The sequence below is a fragment of the Kluyvera sp. CHPC 1.251 genome (genome assembly GCF_036759945.1).
Classification (GTDB): domain Bacteria; phylum Pseudomonadota; class Gammaproteobacteria; order Enterobacterales; family Enterobacteriaceae; genus Kluyvera; species Kluyvera sichuanensis.
On record NZ_JAPKIC010000001.1, the window covers coordinates 700,858 to 720,227 of the forward strand.

The 19,370-nt window shown below is 51.6% G+C and carries 19 protein-coding genes; 4 read left to right on the forward strand and 15 right to left on the reverse strand.

The window, feature by feature from the left end; translation table 11 throughout:
* The 9 genes from V6940_RS03225 to V6940_RS03260 form a co-directional block, all read right to left on the reverse strand.
* Window positions 1–1,929 carry a putative bifunctional diguanylate cyclase/phosphodiesterase gene (locus tag V6940_RS03225; RefSeq protein WP_333494805.1) on the reverse strand — a complete coding sequence of 643 codons (1,929 nt, stop codon included), beginning with the start codon at window positions 1,927–1,929 and terminating at the stop codon, window positions 1–3.
* A gap of 17 nt (window positions 1,930–1,946) precedes the next feature.
* A complete protein-coding gene (locus V6940_RS03230; protein WP_185667747.1) occupies window positions 1,947–2,441 on the reverse strand; it encodes a molybdopterin-dependent oxidoreductase in 495 nt (164 codons plus the stop codon).
* A gap of 317 nt (window positions 2,442–2,758) precedes the next feature.
* Window positions 2,759–3,472: a hypothetical protein gene (locus tag V6940_RS03235; protein WP_333494806.1), complete on the reverse strand. Its 714-nt coding sequence runs from the start codon at window positions 3,470–3,472 to the stop codon at window positions 2,759–2,761.
* A gap of 85 nt (window positions 3,473–3,557) precedes the next feature.
* A complete protein-coding gene (locus V6940_RS03240) occupies window positions 3,558–4,106 on the reverse strand; it encodes a GNAT family N-acetyltransferase (protein WP_333494807.1) in 549 nt (182 codons plus the stop codon).
* Window positions 4,107–4,416: 310 nt separating this feature from the next.
* Window positions 4,417–4,872 carry a hypothetical protein gene (locus V6940_RS03245; protein ID WP_121529438.1) on the reverse strand — a complete coding sequence of 152 codons (456 nt, stop codon included), beginning with the start codon at window positions 4,870–4,872 and terminating at the stop codon, window positions 4,417–4,419.
* A 23-nt stretch (window positions 4,873–4,895) separates the two neighbouring features.
* Complete coding sequence (locus tag V6940_RS22735) at window positions 4,896–5,000, reverse strand: hypothetical protein (RefSeq protein WP_442910778.1); 105 nt, start codon at window positions 4,998–5,000, stop codon at window positions 4,896–4,898.
* A gap of 62 nt (window positions 5,001–5,062) precedes the next feature.
* On the reverse strand, window positions 5,063–5,890 hold the full coding sequence (locus V6940_RS03250; RefSeq protein ID WP_333495000.1) for an aminoglycoside phosphotransferase family protein: 828 nt from the start codon (window positions 5,888–5,890) through the stop codon (window positions 5,063–5,065).
* 125 nt (window positions 5,891–6,015) lie between these two features.
* Window positions 6,016–6,510, reverse strand: a complete 495-nt coding sequence (locus V6940_RS03255; RefSeq protein ID WP_333494808.1) for a glutathione peroxidase — start codon at window positions 6,508–6,510, stop codon at window positions 6,016–6,018.
* Window positions 6,511–6,591: 81 nt separating this feature from the next.
* Entirely contained in the window at window positions 6,592–8,004 is a 1,413-nt protein-coding gene (locus tag V6940_RS03260) for a hypothetical protein (protein ID WP_333494809.1), read from the reverse strand.
* A gap of 250 nt (window positions 8,005–8,254) precedes the next feature.
* On the opposite strand from V6940_RS03260, the gene V6940_RS03265 reads away from it, so the two are divergent.
* Window positions 8,255–9,046 (forward strand): MBL fold metallo-hydrolase, encoded by a 792-nt coding sequence (locus V6940_RS03265; protein WP_333494810.1) that lies wholly within the window; start codon window positions 8,255–8,257, stop codon window positions 9,044–9,046.
* A 6-nt stretch (window positions 9,047–9,052) separates the two neighbouring features.
* Here the strand turns inward: V6940_RS03265 and V6940_RS03270 are convergent, their stop codons facing one another.
* Window positions 9,053–9,916, reverse strand: a complete 864-nt coding sequence (locus V6940_RS03270; protein ID WP_333494811.1) for an AraC family transcriptional regulator — start codon at window positions 9,914–9,916, stop codon at window positions 9,053–9,055.
* 285 nt (window positions 9,917–10,201) lie between these two features.
* Here V6940_RS03270 and V6940_RS03275 point away from each other — a divergent pair, with 285 nt between their 5' ends.
* Window positions 10,202–11,479 (forward strand): oligosaccharide MFS transporter, encoded by a 1,278-nt coding sequence (locus V6940_RS03275; RefSeq protein ID WP_333494812.1) that lies wholly within the window; start codon window positions 10,202–10,204, stop codon window positions 11,477–11,479.
* Between the two features lie 17 nt (window positions 11,480–11,496).
* Entirely contained in the window at window positions 11,497–12,699 is a 1,203-nt protein-coding gene (locus tag V6940_RS03280; protein WP_333494813.1) for a glycoside hydrolase family 88 protein, read from the forward strand.
* Window positions 12,700–12,745: 46 nt separating this feature from the next.
* Here V6940_RS03280 and V6940_RS03285 read toward each other — a convergent pair whose 3' ends face one another.
* The 3 genes from V6940_RS03285 to V6940_RS03295 all read right to left on the reverse strand — a co-directional run bounded on the left by V6940_RS03285 (window position 12,746) and on the right by V6940_RS03295 (window position 16,020).
* Window positions 12,746–13,990, reverse strand: coding sequence for an MFS transporter (locus V6940_RS03285; protein ID WP_333494814.1), 1,245 nt, complete (start codon window positions 13,988–13,990; stop codon window positions 12,746–12,748).
* 133 nt (window positions 13,991–14,123) lie between these two features.
* The gene (locus tag V6940_RS03290; RefSeq protein ID WP_333494815.1) at window positions 14,124–15,023 is read right to left on the reverse strand and encodes a L,D-transpeptidase family protein; all 900 of its coding nucleotides are present in this window, start codon (window positions 15,021–15,023) and stop codon (window positions 14,124–14,126) included.
* A 145-nt stretch (window positions 15,024–15,168) separates the two neighbouring features.
* The gene (locus V6940_RS03295) at window positions 15,169–16,020 is read right to left on the reverse strand and encodes a Vmh family MBL fold metallo-hydrolase (protein WP_333494816.1); all 852 of its coding nucleotides are present in this window, start codon (window positions 16,018–16,020) and stop codon (window positions 15,169–15,171) included.
* 110 nt (window positions 16,021–16,130) lie between these two features.
* Here V6940_RS03295 and V6940_RS03300 point away from each other — a divergent pair, with 110 nt between their 5' ends.
* Entirely contained in the window at window positions 16,131–17,012 is an 882-nt protein-coding gene (locus V6940_RS03300; RefSeq protein ID WP_333494817.1) for a LysR family transcriptional regulator, read from the forward strand.
* Between the two features lie 55 nt (window positions 17,013–17,067).
* On the opposite strand, the gene V6940_RS03305 is transcribed toward V6940_RS03300, so the two are convergent.
* Window positions 17,068–18,330, reverse strand: a complete 1,263-nt coding sequence (locus V6940_RS03305; protein ID WP_333494818.1) for an MFS transporter — start codon at window positions 18,328–18,330, stop codon at window positions 17,068–17,070.
* A 65-nt stretch (window positions 18,331–18,395) separates the two neighbouring features.
* On the reverse strand, window positions 18,396–19,343 hold the full coding sequence (locus tag V6940_RS03310) for an aminoimidazole riboside kinase (protein WP_333494819.1): 948 nt from the start codon (window positions 19,341–19,343) through the stop codon (window positions 18,396–18,398).
* Window positions 19,344–19,370 lie beyond the last annotated feature (27 nt).

Sequence of the window (19,370 nt, forward strand, 5' to 3'; positions counted from 1 at the left end):
CTATCCGTAGCGGATTCTGCCATCAACATAAGGTTGAGGCTTACTAAACAGATAGCCTTGCGCGAAGTCACACCCCAAAGCCTGAAGGTTTTCCAGTTGCTCCTGCGTTTCAACGCCTTCCGCCACCGCCTTCATGCTGAGGGATTTCGCCATCCCGGTGATGAGCTTGATGATATTCAGGGCGTCTTCCTGCGTCGATATCGAATGGACAAAGGACTTATCAATTTTGATTTTATCGAAGGAAAGCCGACTCAACCGCGCAAGGGACGAGTAGCCGGTGCCAAAATCATCGATGGAGATTTTCACGCCCAGGGCTCTGAGTTTGTTAAGGGTATTCATCGGCGTGCTGCTCTCGGTAAAGAGGGCAGATTCGGTGACTTCCAGTTCAAGGCGATCGGCAGAAAGCCCGGTCTCTTTCAAAATGGACAGTACGATTCCCACAAAGCCTTTGCAGCTCAACTGCACCGGTGAGACGTTAACTGAAATTTTAGCCGGAACCGCCCAGGAGGCCGCTTCCCGGCAGGCCATTTCGAGCACCAGCTTGCCCATCTCGTTAATCATCCCTGTTTTTTCAGCAACCGGAATAAAGCTATCCGGTGGCATGAGACCCTTGCGCGGATGTATCCAGCGTATAAGGGCTTCATAGCTGTAAATTTCCCGGCTAAACGAGTCGACAATCGGCTGGTAATAGACCACGAATTCTTTATTGGCTAAGGCCAGCGCCATATCGTGCTCAAGCGTTCTGGTTTCCTGCAGCTTATCCAGCATGCGTTGGCGGAAGACTTTTATCTTCCCGGTACCGGCATTTTTCGCTTCATAGAGTGCCAGATCGGCGAACTTGTAAAGATAGTCGGAGCGGCGTTCCGTGTCTGAGATAACAATACCCACACAGGTGGTGATATTAATGATCGCGTTATAAATCGTGTAGGTCTGGTTAATGACATCGCATATTTTCTGGGCGCGTGAAACCGCGCTGCTCTCCGTCAGGCCACGCGCGAGAAAGGCAAATTCATCACCTCCCAGCCGATAAAGCGTATCCGAACTAAATTTCAACGACATCAGTCTTTCAGAAATCTGCCGTAATAACATATCCCCGGCATCATGACCGTAGGTGTCATTTATCTCTTTAAATCGGTCTAAATCAAACAGCATCACCGTGACCGAGTCATGGTGCTTTTCCGCGATCTCGATAGTGTTATTTAAATTCCACCAGAATAGCTGACGGTTATTCATCTCGGTAAGAGAGTCATGGTAAACGTCATACTCCAGTCTGGCATTCTGGGTTTGTAGCTTTTCTTTCGACTTCTGCAACTCTTCCGCCAGGCTCTTAACCTGACGGTGCGCCTTGAGGATATTTCTATTCTGGACAAAGCTCAGCATGCCGAGGATGGCGCTCAGTATTATCAGCAGTACGGACGTCGTGGAATACACATAGTACAGCGTCTGAATTTTTAGGTTGGCGATATTCACCGAGTTAACGTCTTTGTCTAATGCTCCGGATGAAAAACGACTGAGCGGTACATCAAGCTTATGCATTGTTTTCAGATAAGCCTGAAGTTCTGGACGGTCCATGGTCTCAAGATGAACGTCCAGATATTTGAGGGTGTTTTCAAGCTTCAGCGCCAGGTCGCGATGCGTTTTATTGCTTTCAATATAATGCGCCAAATCACCTTCTTTTAGTAAGTCGCTCTGGCTGAGCATGATGTCGAGGCGAAGGCGCACCTCATCGAGCGTCATCGACTCATCGATAGCGTAAAGGCCGACCGATGACTCAAATCGATAGTATTCAGATACCACCTGCGCGGCAGACCACGAGTTGGCGTAGTGCGTCAGACTCTGTAGCTCCTGTTGCCTTTCATGCACCAGGTAAGAGACATACCCGGTAGCGATAAAAAGGGAGAAGATAATGCCAGCCAGTATTCTGTTCATAATGCTTTTCTGAACCCTTACTCAATACTCATTCTGCTGACCTGCCATGCTGACCTTGAATAATAGACCTGGTTATTCAGTTCAGGGATACTGTCATAAGGATACACAATGAATAATGGGCCTTTGTCACGGATACGCATATATTCTCCGTTGACTTTAACCGCAAGGATGACATTGTATTTTTTGAAATCACTGAGCGGGATAATGGTCGTGTAGTCGTTGAGTGCCGTGACCTTCACTACAGATCCTTTTGCTCCGACATAGTCCATCAGTTTTTGCAGCGGTATACCCGTAAAAGTCGTACGGCCATTATACCAGGGCGTGGTGGTCTGGAAGGTGACAGTGCCCAGTTTCTCAAGGCTGGCGAGATCAAAAACGGCTTTCCCATCTGCATTTTTATTTTCGATATTCCCGGACATCGTTAAAAGCACCTTGCCGGTGGGTTTGGCAAGTTCACCCGCCCAGGCCTGCGTGGCGACGACAAAGCTTAACAACATGACAATTAACCGCATTTTCTCTCACCTCTCTACCGGATGTTGCAGAAGTATAATTTAGTTATCCTGTCATTTATATATGTTGAGTAATTATTAAAGTAATAATTTCAGTCATACATTAAGTGATTGGAATCAATGGTTTGCTAATATTTTGTTTTTAGAGATGATTGAAAAAAGTAGATGCTGTCATTTGAAGTGAGATAAATCTCATTGCTATCGAACAAAAAAAGAACTTCTGACCATTCGGGGAAATAAACACACTAATTGAGTGGTTTATTTCTCCGAATGGTCAGGCATTTCAAAAAAGGCGCTCAAAACGCATCGTCTCGTATGAATCACGCTTCGCTACGAAGTTTATTAGCAGGGAGGCCTTCTGTATCGTCTTTTTTAAAGAGTGACGAAGCGCCGATTTTATTACAAAATGGACAAGTTATTGTCACTGAAAATGCCTCTTGTTTTTTCTCTTCGGCATATTTATTAAACAACAATGAATATTCTTTGATATCACTGTTGCTCGGGGATTGTTTCCATATTAACGCTATGATAGTAAACCAGTTATATAGCATAAATCCGGATAACGCATAGAGCGCCAATGAAAATGCTTGTTCATATATTACTGTGCTTTGCTCAAAAATAATTGCTCCCAAAATGCAAAATATAAAAACTAGCATTTGAATAAAATGATAAGCATTTCCCAGGTTGCTCGTAAATGAAGCTATAAGTGACTGAATGAAACTTTTCTTTTTTATGCGGAAGTTGTAGGGGGCGTTGGATTCCAATCGGCCTTCCAGTTTGCAAAAATAACCTATTGGCTTACTCTCTCTTGCTATTATATCTAATAACGGTTTATGAAACGAATTGTCTTTAATACCAGTAATGTAAGTGTTAATGTCATTTTTGACAATTGCAAAATGTACCGATGATTTTAACTCCTGTTGCGACAATTTTGCGAAATCAATGACCTCTTTTATGCGGGAATCTTTGTCCTTAAAGACTACGGCTGCGAGTGCTGCGGATGCGCCGACGAGAGCAATTGAAGATAATGGCATAGTTCTTAATCCTGATACCTTTTATATGGATAAAATCGAAGGTGACGGTCTGCTAAGTGCGAACAACGGGCATTTCATCACGTTATCAACCAACCTGACGAGCATTCCATTCGTCACGGGTGATTTCCCAGAGCTCAGAATCCAGTAGCCCGCTGACATACTCTTTCTTTTCAATCCTGATGAGCCGCATGCCACTGCTGTCTGAAATGCGTTTTGAACGGCTATTGAGAGCCGCTTTAGGGGCGCGCAACACGGCCTTATTTAAAGAATTAAACCAATAATCCGTCGCCGCAATACTGGCCTCACGCATAAAGCCCTGGCCCTGATACTCAGGAGCTAACCAAAATCCACGGTTATTATCATCAACGTCATAAAGACAGATTAAACCCATCAGTTTGTCAGGCGTTTCACGGTGTCTGATAGTCCAGAACCAGGCGACTCCATTTGCCATATCAGGTAGGGCAACATTATTAACGTAATTCTCTGCACCGTTATCAGGATAGGGCCATGGTACAGAGGAGACCATGTAGCGAACTATCTCCCAACGTGGATAAAGCATCTGAATTTGTGAGGCATCTTCGGGGGCTAATGGCTTTAACAGCAAGCGTTCTGTAGAGAGCATGGGTATTGGCATCCGCACTTATCCTTCCTGAGCTTGATAGCTGTTTCATTTATACCCGTTCAATAATTACCCCAGTGTATCTGGATGTACAGAAAATATTCACGTAACTGGAGGTGCCGTGAGCAAATGGTCAAAGTCATGGCACGCAGCGGACCGCCTAAAGCGCAGCAAGGTCCGCTTTGAGCGAGAAGCGGTCGTTCTCAGTGACAATTTACTTTGATCTTACTGGCGTAATGAGGACACTTCCCTATGCACGGTTCTGGTTTTCAAATTGTGGTGGGCTGAGGACGCCACAGGGGCTGCTGGCGCCGCCAGCAATGCATTAGCGTAGGATGCCAATTAAACATCCGAGATAACCAGCCCGGCTTAACCACAAAAATGGGCTTGTGAGGCCAGAGCGACGGATATTGATTAATTCCCTCATTGGCGCAAGTCCGTCGTTTTTGATAACTACATTCTTTGCACCATAACGGCAATGCATTATCAGAAAGAAAATCCCAGCAATCCCTAGACCAAAATAGCTTTCATGGCTGCCCCAAAAATTGATCCGTAATTTTGAATAGGTGAGCCCCCACAAGCTCAGTAAAAAGATCATAAAAGAACAGGCAGCAATATTCATATCACGTTTACTGCTCAGTCCAAAAAAGAGGGCATCAAAGAAATACATCGGTGTAGAAGATGACTGGACGCTTCTGCCTGTTGCTTTACTAAACCGATAAAATATGAACGTTCCGACTGCAAAAGCAGAAAGTGCAATACCTAACAGCACATAAATCATTTGGTTAGTCCTTTTTTCATAGGTCAGGAGATTAGCTCGGTACTACCAGAGCCGTTAGCTACACCTTCTGTATTCCCACCAACAATACCGCAAGCTATGCCTGAAGAGATACTCACTAGCGTACTCAGCGTCCGCTTCTGGCACTAAGCGGACGGACAGGAGAACACTACACTCATTGTCGATATCCCACTCACTGTTCCAATTCAGCCATCGCCAACTCGGCAACTTTTAGGGTTGTTGAAACCGTTTCGTTACTTGAGAGAGACCAGGCGGTTGAAAGACCGCACCATGCCATTATCCATTTGAGCAGGCGTTCTCGGTCCAGGTCTGCCATCCGGGTGACGATACTAAGACGCTGTTTAAATATCTCCGGTACCGTCGCAATAGGAGGCTCTGGATTACCAAGATCCGGATTAGTAAAGATATTGGCAAAGTCGAACCCGCGTTCACCTATTAGCCCTTTAGGGTCAATGGCAAGCCAGCCAGATGCCTCAAAATCAAGCACATTGCCGTGATGTAAGTCACCATGTAATGCAACCACCTCTTGCGGAGAAGAAAGTAGTTCTTCTGAAATTTCTGCGCAACGTGTCAGGATGCCGCCATACTTCAAGGCCGCTGGTTTTAGAGGATTAAACCATTCATGTAAAGGGGTAAGCTGGGGAAACGGTCTTTTTGCAAATGAATGAAGTTGGTTCGCCGTCATACACAAAATACGACAAGCAACGTCATCCTTACCTCCTCGTGACATTGCTGATAAAGACGAGGAACCTGTGGCTCTTGAGAGAAGAATGGCTTCATTTTCATGTGCAATCACCTGTGCCGCACCATTCCCTTCCCACCATGCCATGAGTGCACTACCGGCTTGTTCATCCAGGTCATCCGTAACTTTTAACATGGCCTTAATGCCATGAGCTGCCGTTTTGACCGGATACAACTGTGATGTATGCGTTATAAATGGAGTGCCATCAGGAATGAGGTTCCAGCGATGTAGCCAGGGTTTTAACTTGAACATATCCATAAAGCTTTCTTTAACATCCTTATAATCAAAGTGGGAAACAGGTATGCATTCGGGCATTTTAACCCTGGGTGATGCGCTTTTCTGCATGCTGTTTCCTAGAAAGCCCGCTCAAGAGCATCCTCCCATCACTTCCCCCCATTAACCCCCAGCGCTGCAACGATCGCCGCCTCCATTTTCTCCGGCGTTGTAAACGGTGCAAAACGCTTGAGCGGTTTGCCATCACGTCCGATCAGAAACTTAGTAAAGTTCCATTTGATTCGTCCACCCAGTACGCCGGGCAATTCGTCTTTCAGGTAACGAAACACCGGATGCACCGTGCCCCCGTTGACCTCGATCTTCTCGAACATCGGGAAGCTAACGCCGTAGTTGATGTGGCAGGTCTGGGCGATGTCGTCGGCGCTGCCGGGTTCCTGCTTACCAAACTGGTTGCAGGGGAAGCCCAGTATCACCAGACCTTGCGCGGCGTACTTTTTGTAGAGCGCTTCAAGGCCGGCGTATTGCGGCGTGAAGCCACAATGGCTAGCAGTGTTTACGACCACAACCACGTTGCCTGCATAGTCGTCCATGGCGATAGGTTGCCCTTGCAGGCTGGTGGCGGAGAGTTGATAAAAGGAAGTCATGACGGGATCCTTAGCGCTGAGCGAGTGGGGGAGCAGGTCGTCAAAGGCCCAACGCATAAATCGTTGAGCCTTGATGATTATTTAACGTACCACGCTAACATTTTCCAGTTTTACCGGGCTTTCCGGCTGATCGCCTATTTGTTGAGTCAAGGGAACGAACAGGTTGAGGTCCTGCAGCAAGGCGAGCTTTTCTGTGCTGCTCTTTTGATTTTCTCTCGTGTAATGACAATCAACGAGTAGATATTTACCGCTAAATTCAGGAGCAATGCTGTTCGCCTCTCCCCCTGTCGTGACGTCACAGCGCAAGGTTGAGGCCGTGACTTTCTTATCGGCATCAATATCATCCCATTGCGCCTGGTAATGTTGACCCGCCGCTAACGGGAAGTGTAGATCCGTTTGCAGCGAGTTCAGCACTGAGGCGCCGGTGCTGATAGACATAGTAAATTTCAGCTGCAGTTGATTGGCCAACGTTAAGCGTTGCACCGTCCAGATGCCATAATCCTCAAGCTTGCGGAGATATCCATCTGGCTGCGCATCAAGCTGGACTTTAATCTTGCCGAGGTCGCTGCTCTGGGTATAGCGAATCTGTTTAAAGCGCGGAAGCGCCCAGGGCTTAATCAACGACTGTACCTGGCGCTCAATATTGGCCGAAAGGGGATATTTGTTCAGCCACTGCGGATTATTATTGGTCAGATCCGGCATGGTCGGCCCCATCAACGTGGAAGGTTTCTTGTTTGTGGCGGGAACAAAGAGCCCTTCGGCGGTAAACGTTTTTCCTGCGGGGAGTTTGCAGAGCTGCTCGAAGCGCTGCGTCATTTTGTCATCAATAGGGAAGCTGCTTTTACGGCGAAGGATATCCCCGGTAATAAGCGAGTCGGTGACGCGATCTTCGCTGTCGAAATTCATGGCCGCAGCAGCAGCGCCCTGATGGGTTTCGCAGTTATAGAGGTAGCGCTCAACTTTTAACACCAGCGGTGCGTCATAAGGCGGCTCCCAGGTAATATCGGCAAAGTCATAGCCCATGTTTACCGATAAAATATCGTCGGTACGCTTAATGCTATTCACATCGATTAGTGCGGTCATGCCGTTATCTGACGTCGCGGATAATTTTTCCCACCGCGCTGCTTTTATCGGTAGCTGACAAACCGTGCGAATATCCTCGGGCTTCATCTGCGGGTCGTCCTGCGCCGGCGCATAATGAAGATAGCTACTGCCGTAGAAGCGCGCCCTGGTTAATCCTTCTTTATTCAGCAGATCCTTATACAGAAGCTGTGACTTATCCTGTTTGCAGTCAACGGAGCGCCATTGTTGAGCGGTGTTGCCATTATCGAAGGTTAACGACACCATAAAATTCACCCGATCGTTAATTCTGGTGATGGATAGGGGATTGGTGCTGCTGCTGACCAATACGGGATTATCAGCGGCCTGAACGTAAGAAAAAGGGATAAGCGTCAGAAAGGCAAGAGGGTGAATAAAGGGGCGTACGCGGTACATACATGTTCCTTCACATATTAATTGAGAAATAAAGATATCGGCATCAAAGGAAAAATGATGAGTTCAATTGGGTAGTTACCTTAGAGAAAAACAGCCCTCAGGTAAATCGTAAGAGGCGGTATTTAAATTAACCGAAGCACTAACGGGAACATCACAGACTCGCCGTGTGCCAGGCTGACAATGTTGATTATCTGACACGACGTCACATAAGTGCAGCGCTCAATGGACACGCAAAAATGGGGAGAACGCAATGATCACATTATGCAAAACCTGCGGCACATCCTATAAAACGACCGGTTCCCATCCTGCGCACTGTTTAATTTGCGAAGATGAACGTCAGTATATACCCGCAGAAGGGCAGCAATGGGTCGATTTTGACACCCATTGCGCTTCGCACACCACCACGTGGAAACAGCACGATAGCGAACTTTTTAGCATTCGCACCGTTCCTGATTTTGCGATCGAGCAGCGTGCATTTCTGCTGCGCACCCCGCAAGGCAATATTCTGTGGGACTGTATTGCCACCCTGGACGATGCCACGAAAACGCTGATTGCATCGCTCGGCGGGCTTAAGGCTATTGCGATATCACATCCCCATTACTACACCGCCATGCAGGATTGGGCTGCCGAGTTTAACGCGCCGATATACCTTCATGCCAACGATAGTCAATGGGTGATGCGCGACAGCCCCTGGATTCATTTCTGGGAAGGCGAAACGCTGGAACTGGCTCAGGACGTCACGGTTATCCGTCTCGGTGGGCACTTTGCTGGCGGCTGCGTGCTGCACTGGGCGCGGGATGAGGGCATCGTGCTTTCCGGCGATATCGTTCAGGTGACCGCCGGGGCGCGGGCCGTCTCATTTATGTGGAGCTACCCTAACTTACTGCCGCTGCCCGCCGCCACGGTCAGCGATATTACCCGACGTCTGGCGACGGTTAAATTTAAGAAACTCTACGGCGCGTTTGCGGGCAAAGATATTACGCACAATGCCGATGAAATCGTGCGCCGCTCGGGGGATAAGTATGTCTCCTGCCTGAAATAGCGGTGACTATCGCTCAGGCAATTCAGCATCGCCAGCATAGCGCTTGCGGTACTGCAAAGGCGACTGGCCCAACATTTTTTTAAAGCAGGTAATGAAGTAGGTCATTTCGGTGAAGCCTACCTGCTGGGCTATCTCCGTCACGCTGAGCGACGAGTAGCGCAATAAATCGCAGCTTTTTTTAATCCGCCGGGTCAGGATGTACTCCTGAATGCCGCCGCCGGTTTGCTGACGGAAAATGCGAGAGGTATAGCTGCGGGAAAAGCCGATATCTGCGGCCAGTTCCTCCAGCGAAAATTTGTGCTGATAGTGTTCTTCCACCCACTGCATGATGCGCGCGGCCACGGTCTGCTGCTGGTGGACGTCACTTTGCGGCTGGGTTGGAAGAAAATCCAGTAGCTGCATGACCAGAAAGGCAACATCGCTGGCGGAGCGGTGCCCCTGTTTTTCCTGCGACTCGAAGCGGTCGAGGATATAGGCAATATGGCTCGCATGCTCGCTGAGATCGTGGATCTGCGCGGGCGCATGGGTGCTGGAGAGCGCGGCAAACTGCGTCTGGTGGCGGGGGAACATCTGCAGGGCGCTGAACACGGCATTGTGTTCAATGTGCATGGCGGTGCGAAAAGTGGGGTTGTTCTGTGCCGCTTCTACCTGAACCTTATGCAGGCGAAACGGCGGGAAGATAAAAAATCGCCCTGGCCTTGCCGTGTAGTGCTGTTTGTCCACCACGACAATGCCATACCCTTCGGAGATATATAAAAACTCCACGCACTGATGCCAGTGGTAGTAGTGGGCGCTTGCTTGTTTTGGCCGCTGAAAGGAGACCACATCATTGCCCAGTGCGATACGTTCGAGTCGTTGCGGATCGTTCATTGTTCACCATGACAACAGAATTAAGCTTTACTGCTACGATTTGCAAATATTGCTGATTATCTGCCCATGAATCTAATCAAACTTAAAAATCGAAACTATTTTGTGAACAGGCTCACGCTGTGGCCGCCAATAAATTGGCTACTCTCCGCTCGTCAGCATCCGGATTCTGTCATCAGATTTACCCTATAAACACTCTTTAAAACGGTAGGACATTATGATTACCTCAGAATCTCTTATGTTTGTTAATGATAGCGATGAATATCGAAATTATGCTGGAGCCGTATCATGAACGCGATTTCACCGATGCGCTTAGCGCAGTGCAAAATGAGCGGTTTTATCTTTCTCTACTTCTTTACCTGGTCATCCAGTTTTGGCTTATATGCGCTGTGGCTCAGTCAAAAAGTTGGGTTGGATAGCGTGACCATTGGTAGCGTATTCGCAATTAATGGTGTATTTGCCGTGGCCATGAAACCGGTGTATGGCTATATCATGGATAAAATAGGCATGAGCAAATGGCTGCTCTATTTTGTCTGCGCTACCTCAGCATTAATGGCGCCGTTTTTTGTCTTTATTTACCAGCCGCTGCTGCTGAGCTATACGCTGGTGGGCATTATTATTGGCGCCTTCTATTTAAGCCTGGGCTGGTATGCGGGGGTGGCTGCAGCTGAATCCTATGCAGACCGTTTTAGTCGTCTCTACGGTCTGGAGTTTGGCCGTATCCGCATGTGGGGTTCGCTTGGTTGGGCGTTGGCGGCTTCGATGTCTGGGGTGCTGTTTAACTATACCCCGGCGGCCAACTTTATCCTTAGCAGCAGTACCTCGCTGCTGATGCTGGCGGTATTGCTGAGTCTGAAGATCGGCGACGAGCAGTTGCGTAACAATGCGGTTATCTCGGAAAACAAAATAGTATTTGCTGACGTTATCGCGCTGATGCAAAACCGCAAGTTCTGGATGTTCAGCCTCTACGTCGCGGGCGTTGCGTGGATGATGTTTGTGGCTGAGCAGCAGTTTCCACGCTATTTCGTCTCTTTCTTTGCCACTAAAGAACAGGGCAACGCCTGGTATGGCTATCTGGGCACGCTGCAGGCGGGCATTGAATTTCTGATGATGATGTTTATTCCGGCGTTGGTGAACTATTACGGCGCAAAAAAAGGCTTATTGCTGTGCGGTTGTGTCGTCGGAGTACGTTTAATCCTCTCGGGATTAACGGTCGACCCGCTGATGATTTCCATTATTAAGCCTTTCTACGGCGTGGAAATTGCGCTGCTGTTAATTTCCGTCTTCAAATATATTGCTGAACATTTCCATAAACGCGTCAATGCGACGATGTATTTATTAGGTTATCAGGCAATGGTTTATGTCGGTTCAGTGGTCGTCGCGCCACCGGCGGGATATTTATACGATAAAATTGGCTTTTCGCACACGTTCTTAATGATGGGATGCTGCGCGCTATTATTTACCCTCATCTCCTCTTTCACCTTATCCAGCAGCCATGCCGGAAAAAAAACATCCACCGTGCGTACTGATGTACTGCATCCTCAAACGGTTAAGCCCTCGAAATAGTAATAACAGGATAAATTATGACTGGTAATAAATCGGCGCATGTCGTTACCGAACCCCTGCGCCCGTTAAACGGCTCGCCTGTCGATCGTCAGGCATTAAAAACCACTATCGACAAGGCGCTGCAGCCTATTACGTCGCGCATTGATCGAACGCTGTTTGCGCTGGGTGATAAATTCCCGAATGAGGCGTGTGAAGGTGGAAAATGGCAGCCAGCGGAAAACAATCAATGGACTAACAGTTTCTGGACTGGTCAACTCTGGCTGCTCTGGGAAATGACCGGCAATCACAAATATCGTCAGGCCGCCGAACGGTTCATTATCTCTTTTGCCGACAGACTGGCCCGGCAGGTGGAGACCCAGACCCATGACCTCGGCTTTCTCTATACCCTGTCCTGTGTCAATGCCTGGCGGCTGACGGGGAACTCCCGAGCACGAGATATTGCACTGCACGCCGCGGAGATGATGATGCAGCGCTACAGCCCAACGGCAGGGATTATCCAGGCATGGGGCGACCTGACGGATCCGGAGCAGCAGGGGAGGATGATTATCGACTGCAATATGAACCTGCCGCTGCTTTACTGGGCCAGTGAACAGACGGGGAATCCGGCGTTTGCGCAGGCCGCGTTATCCCATGCCACCCAGGCGGCAAACTATATTGTCCGGCCCGATGCTTCCACCTATCACACGTACTATATGGATGTGACGACCGGTGAGGCGCGCTACGGTAATACGCATCAGGGGCACAGCGACAGTTCCTGCTGGGCGCGTGGCCAGGCGTGGGGGATTTATGGCTTTATGCTCAGTTACCTCTATACCGGCAATGTCGATTTTGTCAGCCTGACCCGTAGCCTGAGCCATTACTTCATCAACCGTTTGCCGGAGGACGGGGTCTGCCACTGGGATCTCGCCTTAGCCAACACGGATGCGGTACGCGACAGTTCGGCAGCGGCTATTGCCGCCTGTGGCCTGCTGGAGCTGGCGAAAGCGCTGCCGGCGACCGATGCGGGTCGAATGCAGTATGAAGAGGTGGCCCTACGTATTGTTAAGTCGTTGACCGAACGCTATCTCTCCCGTGATGCCCTGGCATGCGAGGGACTGCTGATGCACTCGGTCTACCACATGCCAGCCGGAAAAGGGGTTGATGAATGCTGCTCCTGGGGGGACTACTTCTATCTTGAAGCGCTGATTCGCGTGCGTCAGTGCTGGAAGCCGTACTGGTAAGTCGGTGCGGGGCAACGGCAAAGGTTGCCCCGCGTCATGGGGAGAATTAAGAAAGCGTCTGGTGAGGCTTAGCCTGCGCGCTGTTGTCGAGTCGCCGAATGGCAGGCACCAGACTGGCGCAGACGGTGGCAATCACCACCGCTATCGCTGACACCATCAGCACGTTGCTGCTGCCGTAGCGCATCGCCAGCGGCCCAGCGACCAGTTCGCCAAACGGGATTGCCACGAAGGAGCCCACGGCATCATAGGCGTAAACCCGCGCCAGCTTGTCCGGCGGAATATGCGTTTGCAATGAATGTGCCCAGGAGACGCCGAACAGGCCAAATGCGACGCCGGTGACGAAAAAGGCGGCGGTCAAGTATGGCGCAGAGGCGAGCTGGCTCAGCATAAAAATAGGTACTGCGCAGAAGATAACCAGCATCACGCCAATAAAGAGATCCCGGCGCGGGCGCCAGCGCAGGGCAAGGAAGGTGCCGGTAATTAGCCCCACGCTCTGGGCCGCGACGATCATTCCCCAGTGCGCTCGCCCGAAAGAGGCGTCGGCAATCGCCGGGCCGAGCACCATCACCACGCCGCTAAACGCCGCGTTGACTATCGTAAACTGCACCACGACAGACCACACCCACGCGCGGCTGGCAAACTCTTTCCATCCTGCTTTTAAGTCCTGCAAAATATTGCTTTGCGATTCGCTACCGCTGATAGCGGTAACCCGAATCATCGCATACAGCGGTGCCGACGCCGCAAAGCCTAGCGCATCAATCGCCAGACCCCAGCCCGGCCCGACCGAGCTGGCGAGAATCCCGCCCAGCGACGCGCCAATCACCGTCCCGCTGTAGATACCCAACTGGATTAAAGCGTTGGCTTCACGCAGATTTTGTGGCGGCACCGTCTGCGGCACCAGTGCAGAGGAGGCCGGTAGGGCGATACCCGCCGCCGCGCCGTTCAGTGCGCCGAGCAGGGCCAGACTGAGTACCGAAGCTGAACCGTCGAGCACCGACCAGGCGACAATCGCCTGCGAAAGGGCGGCAACGGCGGAGGAGTAGACCAGCACCCGGCTGCGGGAGTAACGGTCGGCTAACACGCCGCCAAGCAGCAAAAATGCCACGTTAAAAATGGAGCGCGAGGCGACGACAATGCCTAAATCGGAGACGGTGCCGCCGATGTCCAGCACGGCAAACGCCAGCGCTATCGGGGCGATACCGTTGCCGAGTACGGTCAGCAGTCGCGCGGTGAAAAGATGGCGAAATACGGGGAAGTGGTAAGCTCGAACTTTTTTATTATGCGTATTCATTGCGACAATGATTTCTGGTCAGCGGTTCGACGATAAGACGTGAGGTCGCAACAGAGTATCGGTAGGTTTGGGAGGGGTAAAGTCGTGCCGACAAAAAAATCCACGCCGGGGCGTGGATTTAGCCTGATGAAGGTTAATTCAGCCTGACCGGCATCCCGGAGCGCAGGGCCAGCGCCTGACTTAACACCGTCTGCTGAATATCCGCTGCCGCCAGAGTGGATTCCAGCGCCGCCGGGATCGTACTCGCCGAAGCCTTGCTGGTTCCGGACTCGGATAGCGGGCTGTGCACTTCGATATAGCGCTCGCCGTTCGGTTCAACGTCAGCTTTTATCGGCTGATTCACAAACTCAACGCGGGTCCCCACCGGGACTTCGCTAAACAGCGTTTTAAGATCGTCGGCGCGTAAACGCACGCAGCCGTGGCTGACCCGCAGGCCGATGCCGAAGTTTGCGTTGGTGCCGTGAATCGCAAACTCGTTGCCAATGTACATGGCGTACAGCCCCATTGGGTTATCTACGCCCGCAGGAACGACGGCGGGGAGAATATCACCGGCTGCGGCAAATTCGGCGCGCTCGTTGGGCGTTGGCGTCCAGGTCGGTCCGACCTTTTTCTGTTTAACAGAGGTCACCCAGTGCTCCGGCGTATCGTGCCCAATCTGACCAATGCCCACCGGATAGATTTCGACGGTGTTGCTGCCCGCCGGGTAGTAATAGAGGCGCATTTCCGCCGTGTTAATGATAATCCCTTGATGCACCGTAGCGGGCAAAATGGTCTGCAACGGGAAGGTGAGAACAGTACCGGGTGCCGGGAGATAAACGTCCACGCCGGGGTTGGCGTCGAGGAGATTGCTCATACCGATATGATGTCGGGCGGCGTAGGTTTCCAGCGGGGCTTTTTGTCCTTGGGGAACCTGCTCGTATTCGTTGCTGCCCACCAGGTTTCCACCAGCTTTCGGTAAGGTATAGGTCAGCGCAAAGGCGGGGTGAACGGGGAAAACGACGGCGAGCGATACCAGTAACGTGTTAAGTTTCATTGAGTTGAATTGTACGACAAATGTGTGTATCGCTGATTATACCTACCCGCTATCGCCAACTCCATCGTTTTTGGCGCGATAGCGGGGGGACTACAGGGATCTCATTCTAAAGGCGAGCTTTTTTGCAAAATCCGATGGCGGCAGGCTACCACTTCATTTCTCCGGTGTTCACTTTGGCGCTAAGCTCAAGTGAACTCTCATCGGCAAGGCCAGGGTACGCCGCTTTCATCGCGGTAATCACCTCTGCTGAGCTTTTCTGGCTACTGAGCGCCTGCTCAAAGGTCTGCAGATAGCGGTTAGTAAAGGCGATGGCCGCATCATTTGCCGGGCGCTCTCCCAGGTAGTGGCCGGGAATGACCTGCTGCGGTTTCAGCGCCTGCATTTCGCTCAGCACCTTCATCCAGCCCTGACGAATCGCTGGGGTTTGCGTATCGGCGGTCCAGACGTGGATGCCGGAGGCAATACCGGTACCGCCCAGAATCGCTTTGTTCGCCGGGATCCAGACATAGGCGGCATAATCGCCCGCGTGTTTCAGCTCCAGCGGTTCGCCGTCAACGGTAAAGCGTGTAGCGCTGGTGGCCTGCGGCACGATGATTTTGGTTGGCGCGCCGTCTTTCATCTGCGGCCCCCAGAAGGCCAGTTTGGCATCTTTGGTGGCCTTGATGTGCTCAACCACGGAAGGTGATGCCACAACCTTAGCCTGCGGGAATGCCTTCACCAGCGGTTCCAGCCCAAAATAGAAATCCGGGTCGCCGGAGGTGATGACGATGGTTTTCAGCGTCTTGCCGCTGTCGCGGATCATCTGCACCAGCTTTTCGCCATCTTTAACGCTGAACTGCGCGTCAAACAGCACCGCCTCTTTCGGGCCTGAAACCAGCGTGGACGAGACCGGGAAAATGCCTTTTTCCTGTGGGTTGTAGACTTCAAGGTGCAGCGGGGCGGCAAACGTGGAGGTGGCTGCCAGTGACAGAATCAGCGTGAGGGATGTTAATTTCATGGCGATGAGCTCCGTAAAGGGTGTAAAGCGCATTCTACGGATTTCTGCTTCTGCTAGAATTCCTGAAACAATACATGCTGAGTTTCATAAAACGATCAAATGGAGACGCAATGGACCGGATTATGGCGGCCATCACCTACAACCGCATCTGCGAACTCGGCAGCCTGAGCGCCGCGGCCCGCTCGCTGGGCATCTCTCGCCCGATGGTCAGCCGCTATCTTGATGAGATGGAGAAGTGGGCCGGTTCCCGACTGATCCACCGTTCCACCCGGCGGTTAACCATCACGCCAGCGGGGGAAAAAACGCTGGAGAAGACGCGGCAGCTGGCGTTGCTATCGCAGGGAATTGAAGGGGAGGCGACCGGCGTTACGCCGTCCGGGACGCTACGTATTGCCTGCGCCCATTTTACGGCGACGCATTTGTTGAACCCAATTATACCGGTATTTCTGAGTCGCTACCCGGCGCTGCGCATTGAGGTTGATATCAACAACCATCCGGTGAGTCTGGTGGGGGAGCGTATCGATCTGGCTATTCGCATTACCAATGTTCCGGAACCTGGCGCGATCGCCCGTCATCTGGGAACCTGTCGTTCCGTGCTGTGCGCATCGCCGGGCTATCTTGCTCGCGCGGGCGTGCCGACCACCCTTGATGAACTCGCTCAGCATAACTGCCTACACTACAGCCGCTTTTCCGGCCAGTCCTGGACCTTCCGTGACGGCGATAAAGGCGAGGTCTCGGTGGCGGTAAACGGTAATTTCAGCGCCGGAATATCATCGCTGCTGTGTGAGATGGCGGCGGCGGACGTTGGCCTGGCGATGGTGCCCGACATCGAGGCGAGAGCCGGGCTGGAAAGCGGGCGGTTAGTGCGAGTACTGCCGGAACTGGAGCCGCAGGCGCTCGGGATATATGGGCTTTACCAGTCCCGGGATCATCAGCATGCGGCGCTGGGGCTGTTTCTTGATGCAGTTAAAGGGTATCTGGCTGCTGGGTAAGTGCGGTTGAGGTACTACGGGGCCGCTTCGGCCCCGTTGCACGGTTAAGCCAACTTTACTGCTCCGCCGCCAGTTCCTGCAGATCGCTTTGCGGATGATGTTTTTTACTGAGGGTGAAATAGCCAAATATCAGTGTGATGACCACGATGCTCGCCATAATCAGGAAGATCTCCTGATAACCCACTTTATCAAACAGCTTACCGATAGGCAGCGACAGCACGATGATGCCGATGGAGCTGGCGATATTAAAGCCAATCAGATACATCGTTGATGAGAGGCGCTTATCAAAATTCGCGACGCTGAATTTAAACACGGAGATGACGAACAGCGGCACTTCCAGCGCATGCAGCATTTTGATCAGGGAAATAATATAGATATCGGTGAACAGCGCTGAGCCCAGAATTCGACAGGTCATGATGGTGCCGCCCAGCAGCAATGCGGATTTAGGCCCGATGCGGTTAATCAGGAACGGAATCAGCGCCATCCCGACGGCTTCCATAAACACCTGTACTGAGTTGAGATAGCCGTATACGCGCGGGGCCAGTTCAGGATCGTCAAATAAGCTGGCGTAAAACACCGGGAACATCTGCTGATCGTAGATGCTATAGAACGACCAGGTGCCGACGACAAAGATAACGAAAAACCAGAACTGCGAATCTTTAAAGATAGTCAGGAAATCTTTTCGGGTCAGCGTATCTGGCTCGGGCGAAGGCGCTTGCATGGATGCTGGGGCCGGTGAGTCGGTTTTAAACAACACGTTAATCACCAGGAATAACGCCCCCATGACCGACACGCACCAGAAGTTAATATGTGGGTTGATACTGAAGAAGATGCCACCCACAAAAGTCCCTGCGGCGTAGCCAAGCGACCCCCAGAAGCGGGCGGTGCCGAATTCAAAGTTGAATTTACGGCTCACTTTTTCGACAAAACTTTCCACCAGACCGCAGCCGGCGAGATAGCCAAGGCCAAAGAAAATGGCACCCAGTACCATGCCAAGCTTGAAGTTAGAGACCAGCAGCGGTTCATAAACATAAATCAGGAACGGGCCGCTGAGGGTGATGACTATTCCCATCATCCAGATAAGGGGTTTGCGGGTACCGAGTTTATCCTGCAGAAAACCGTAGCCCAGCATAAATAACATGCTGAAAAACTGGTTTACGGCATACAGCATTCCCAGCTCCGTACCGGACAGGCCTAATTTGCTTTTAAGCCAGATGGCGTAAAAAGACCACCACAGCGACCAGGCAGCAAAGAAAAAGAGCAGATACCCGGATGAATACCGGTATTTATTATTACTGAACGGCATCGTTATTTTCATGTTTTTTCCAATCCAGATTGGGTCATTGTAAGGTCATTTTGCTGTGACGTAACGCGTGCGCAGTATTACGGGGTAATCGTTCTCCGTAGCGAAGGGTGTGACTGAATAAAGTGGCCCAGCAGCTGTCTGTCGGGGAATGCACTTAGCGCTCCGCGTTGGGTGGTCGCCAGTGCCCCGCAGGCGCTGGCCTGTTCGAGAAGGGAGAACAACGCCGCCGTTGATGTAGGCCAGCCTTCTCCGGCGAGTGCCGCCAATAGCCCGGCCATAAAGGCGTCACCTGCGCCGGTGGTGTCGATGCTGTCGACGCGATAGCCGCTTAAATCCAACCTGTAGCCCTGACAGAAAGCGATAGCGCCATCGGCACCGCGGGTGATGATTTTCAGGCGTGCGGGAAAATCAGCCAGCCGTTCGCTGGCGATGCTTAAATTGTCGGATTGTGTTAGCCAAAGCAGTTCTTCCTCGGACATCTTCAGAATGTCGCTCTGTCGGGCGAACTCGCTGACAAGGTCAAACATCTGCGTCTCATTGCTCCACATCTGCGGACGCAGGTTGATGTCGAAGCTGAGCGTGCCGCCGGCCTGGCGCGTGGCCGCCATCGCCTGGGCGAGAGTGTCTCGGCAGTCAGAGGCGACCAACGCCAGCGAGCAAAAATGCAGAATATCGGTGCCAAAGTCGGGCAAGCTCACCGGGCTGAGAAACTGATCGGCAGACGGATTAACCAGAAACTCAAACTGTCTCTCGCCGTCAGCACCCAGCGACACCAGCACGGTACTGGTGTGCCGCTGCGAATCAAATTCCAGGCTTCCTGTGTCCACCTGCGCCGTCACCAGCGTTTGGCGCAGAAAGCGGCCGAAGGCGTCATTGCCTACGCGGCCGATAAAGCCGCTGGCGTGACCGAGGCGGGCGACGCCGATGGCCACATTGAAGGGGGCGCCTCCCGCGCAGGCTTCAAACTGCATATTGTCGCGCGGTAGTAAATCCACCACGGCATCTCCGAGCGTCCAGATTGTCATTATTTATCCCCAAAGCAGTGAAACGGG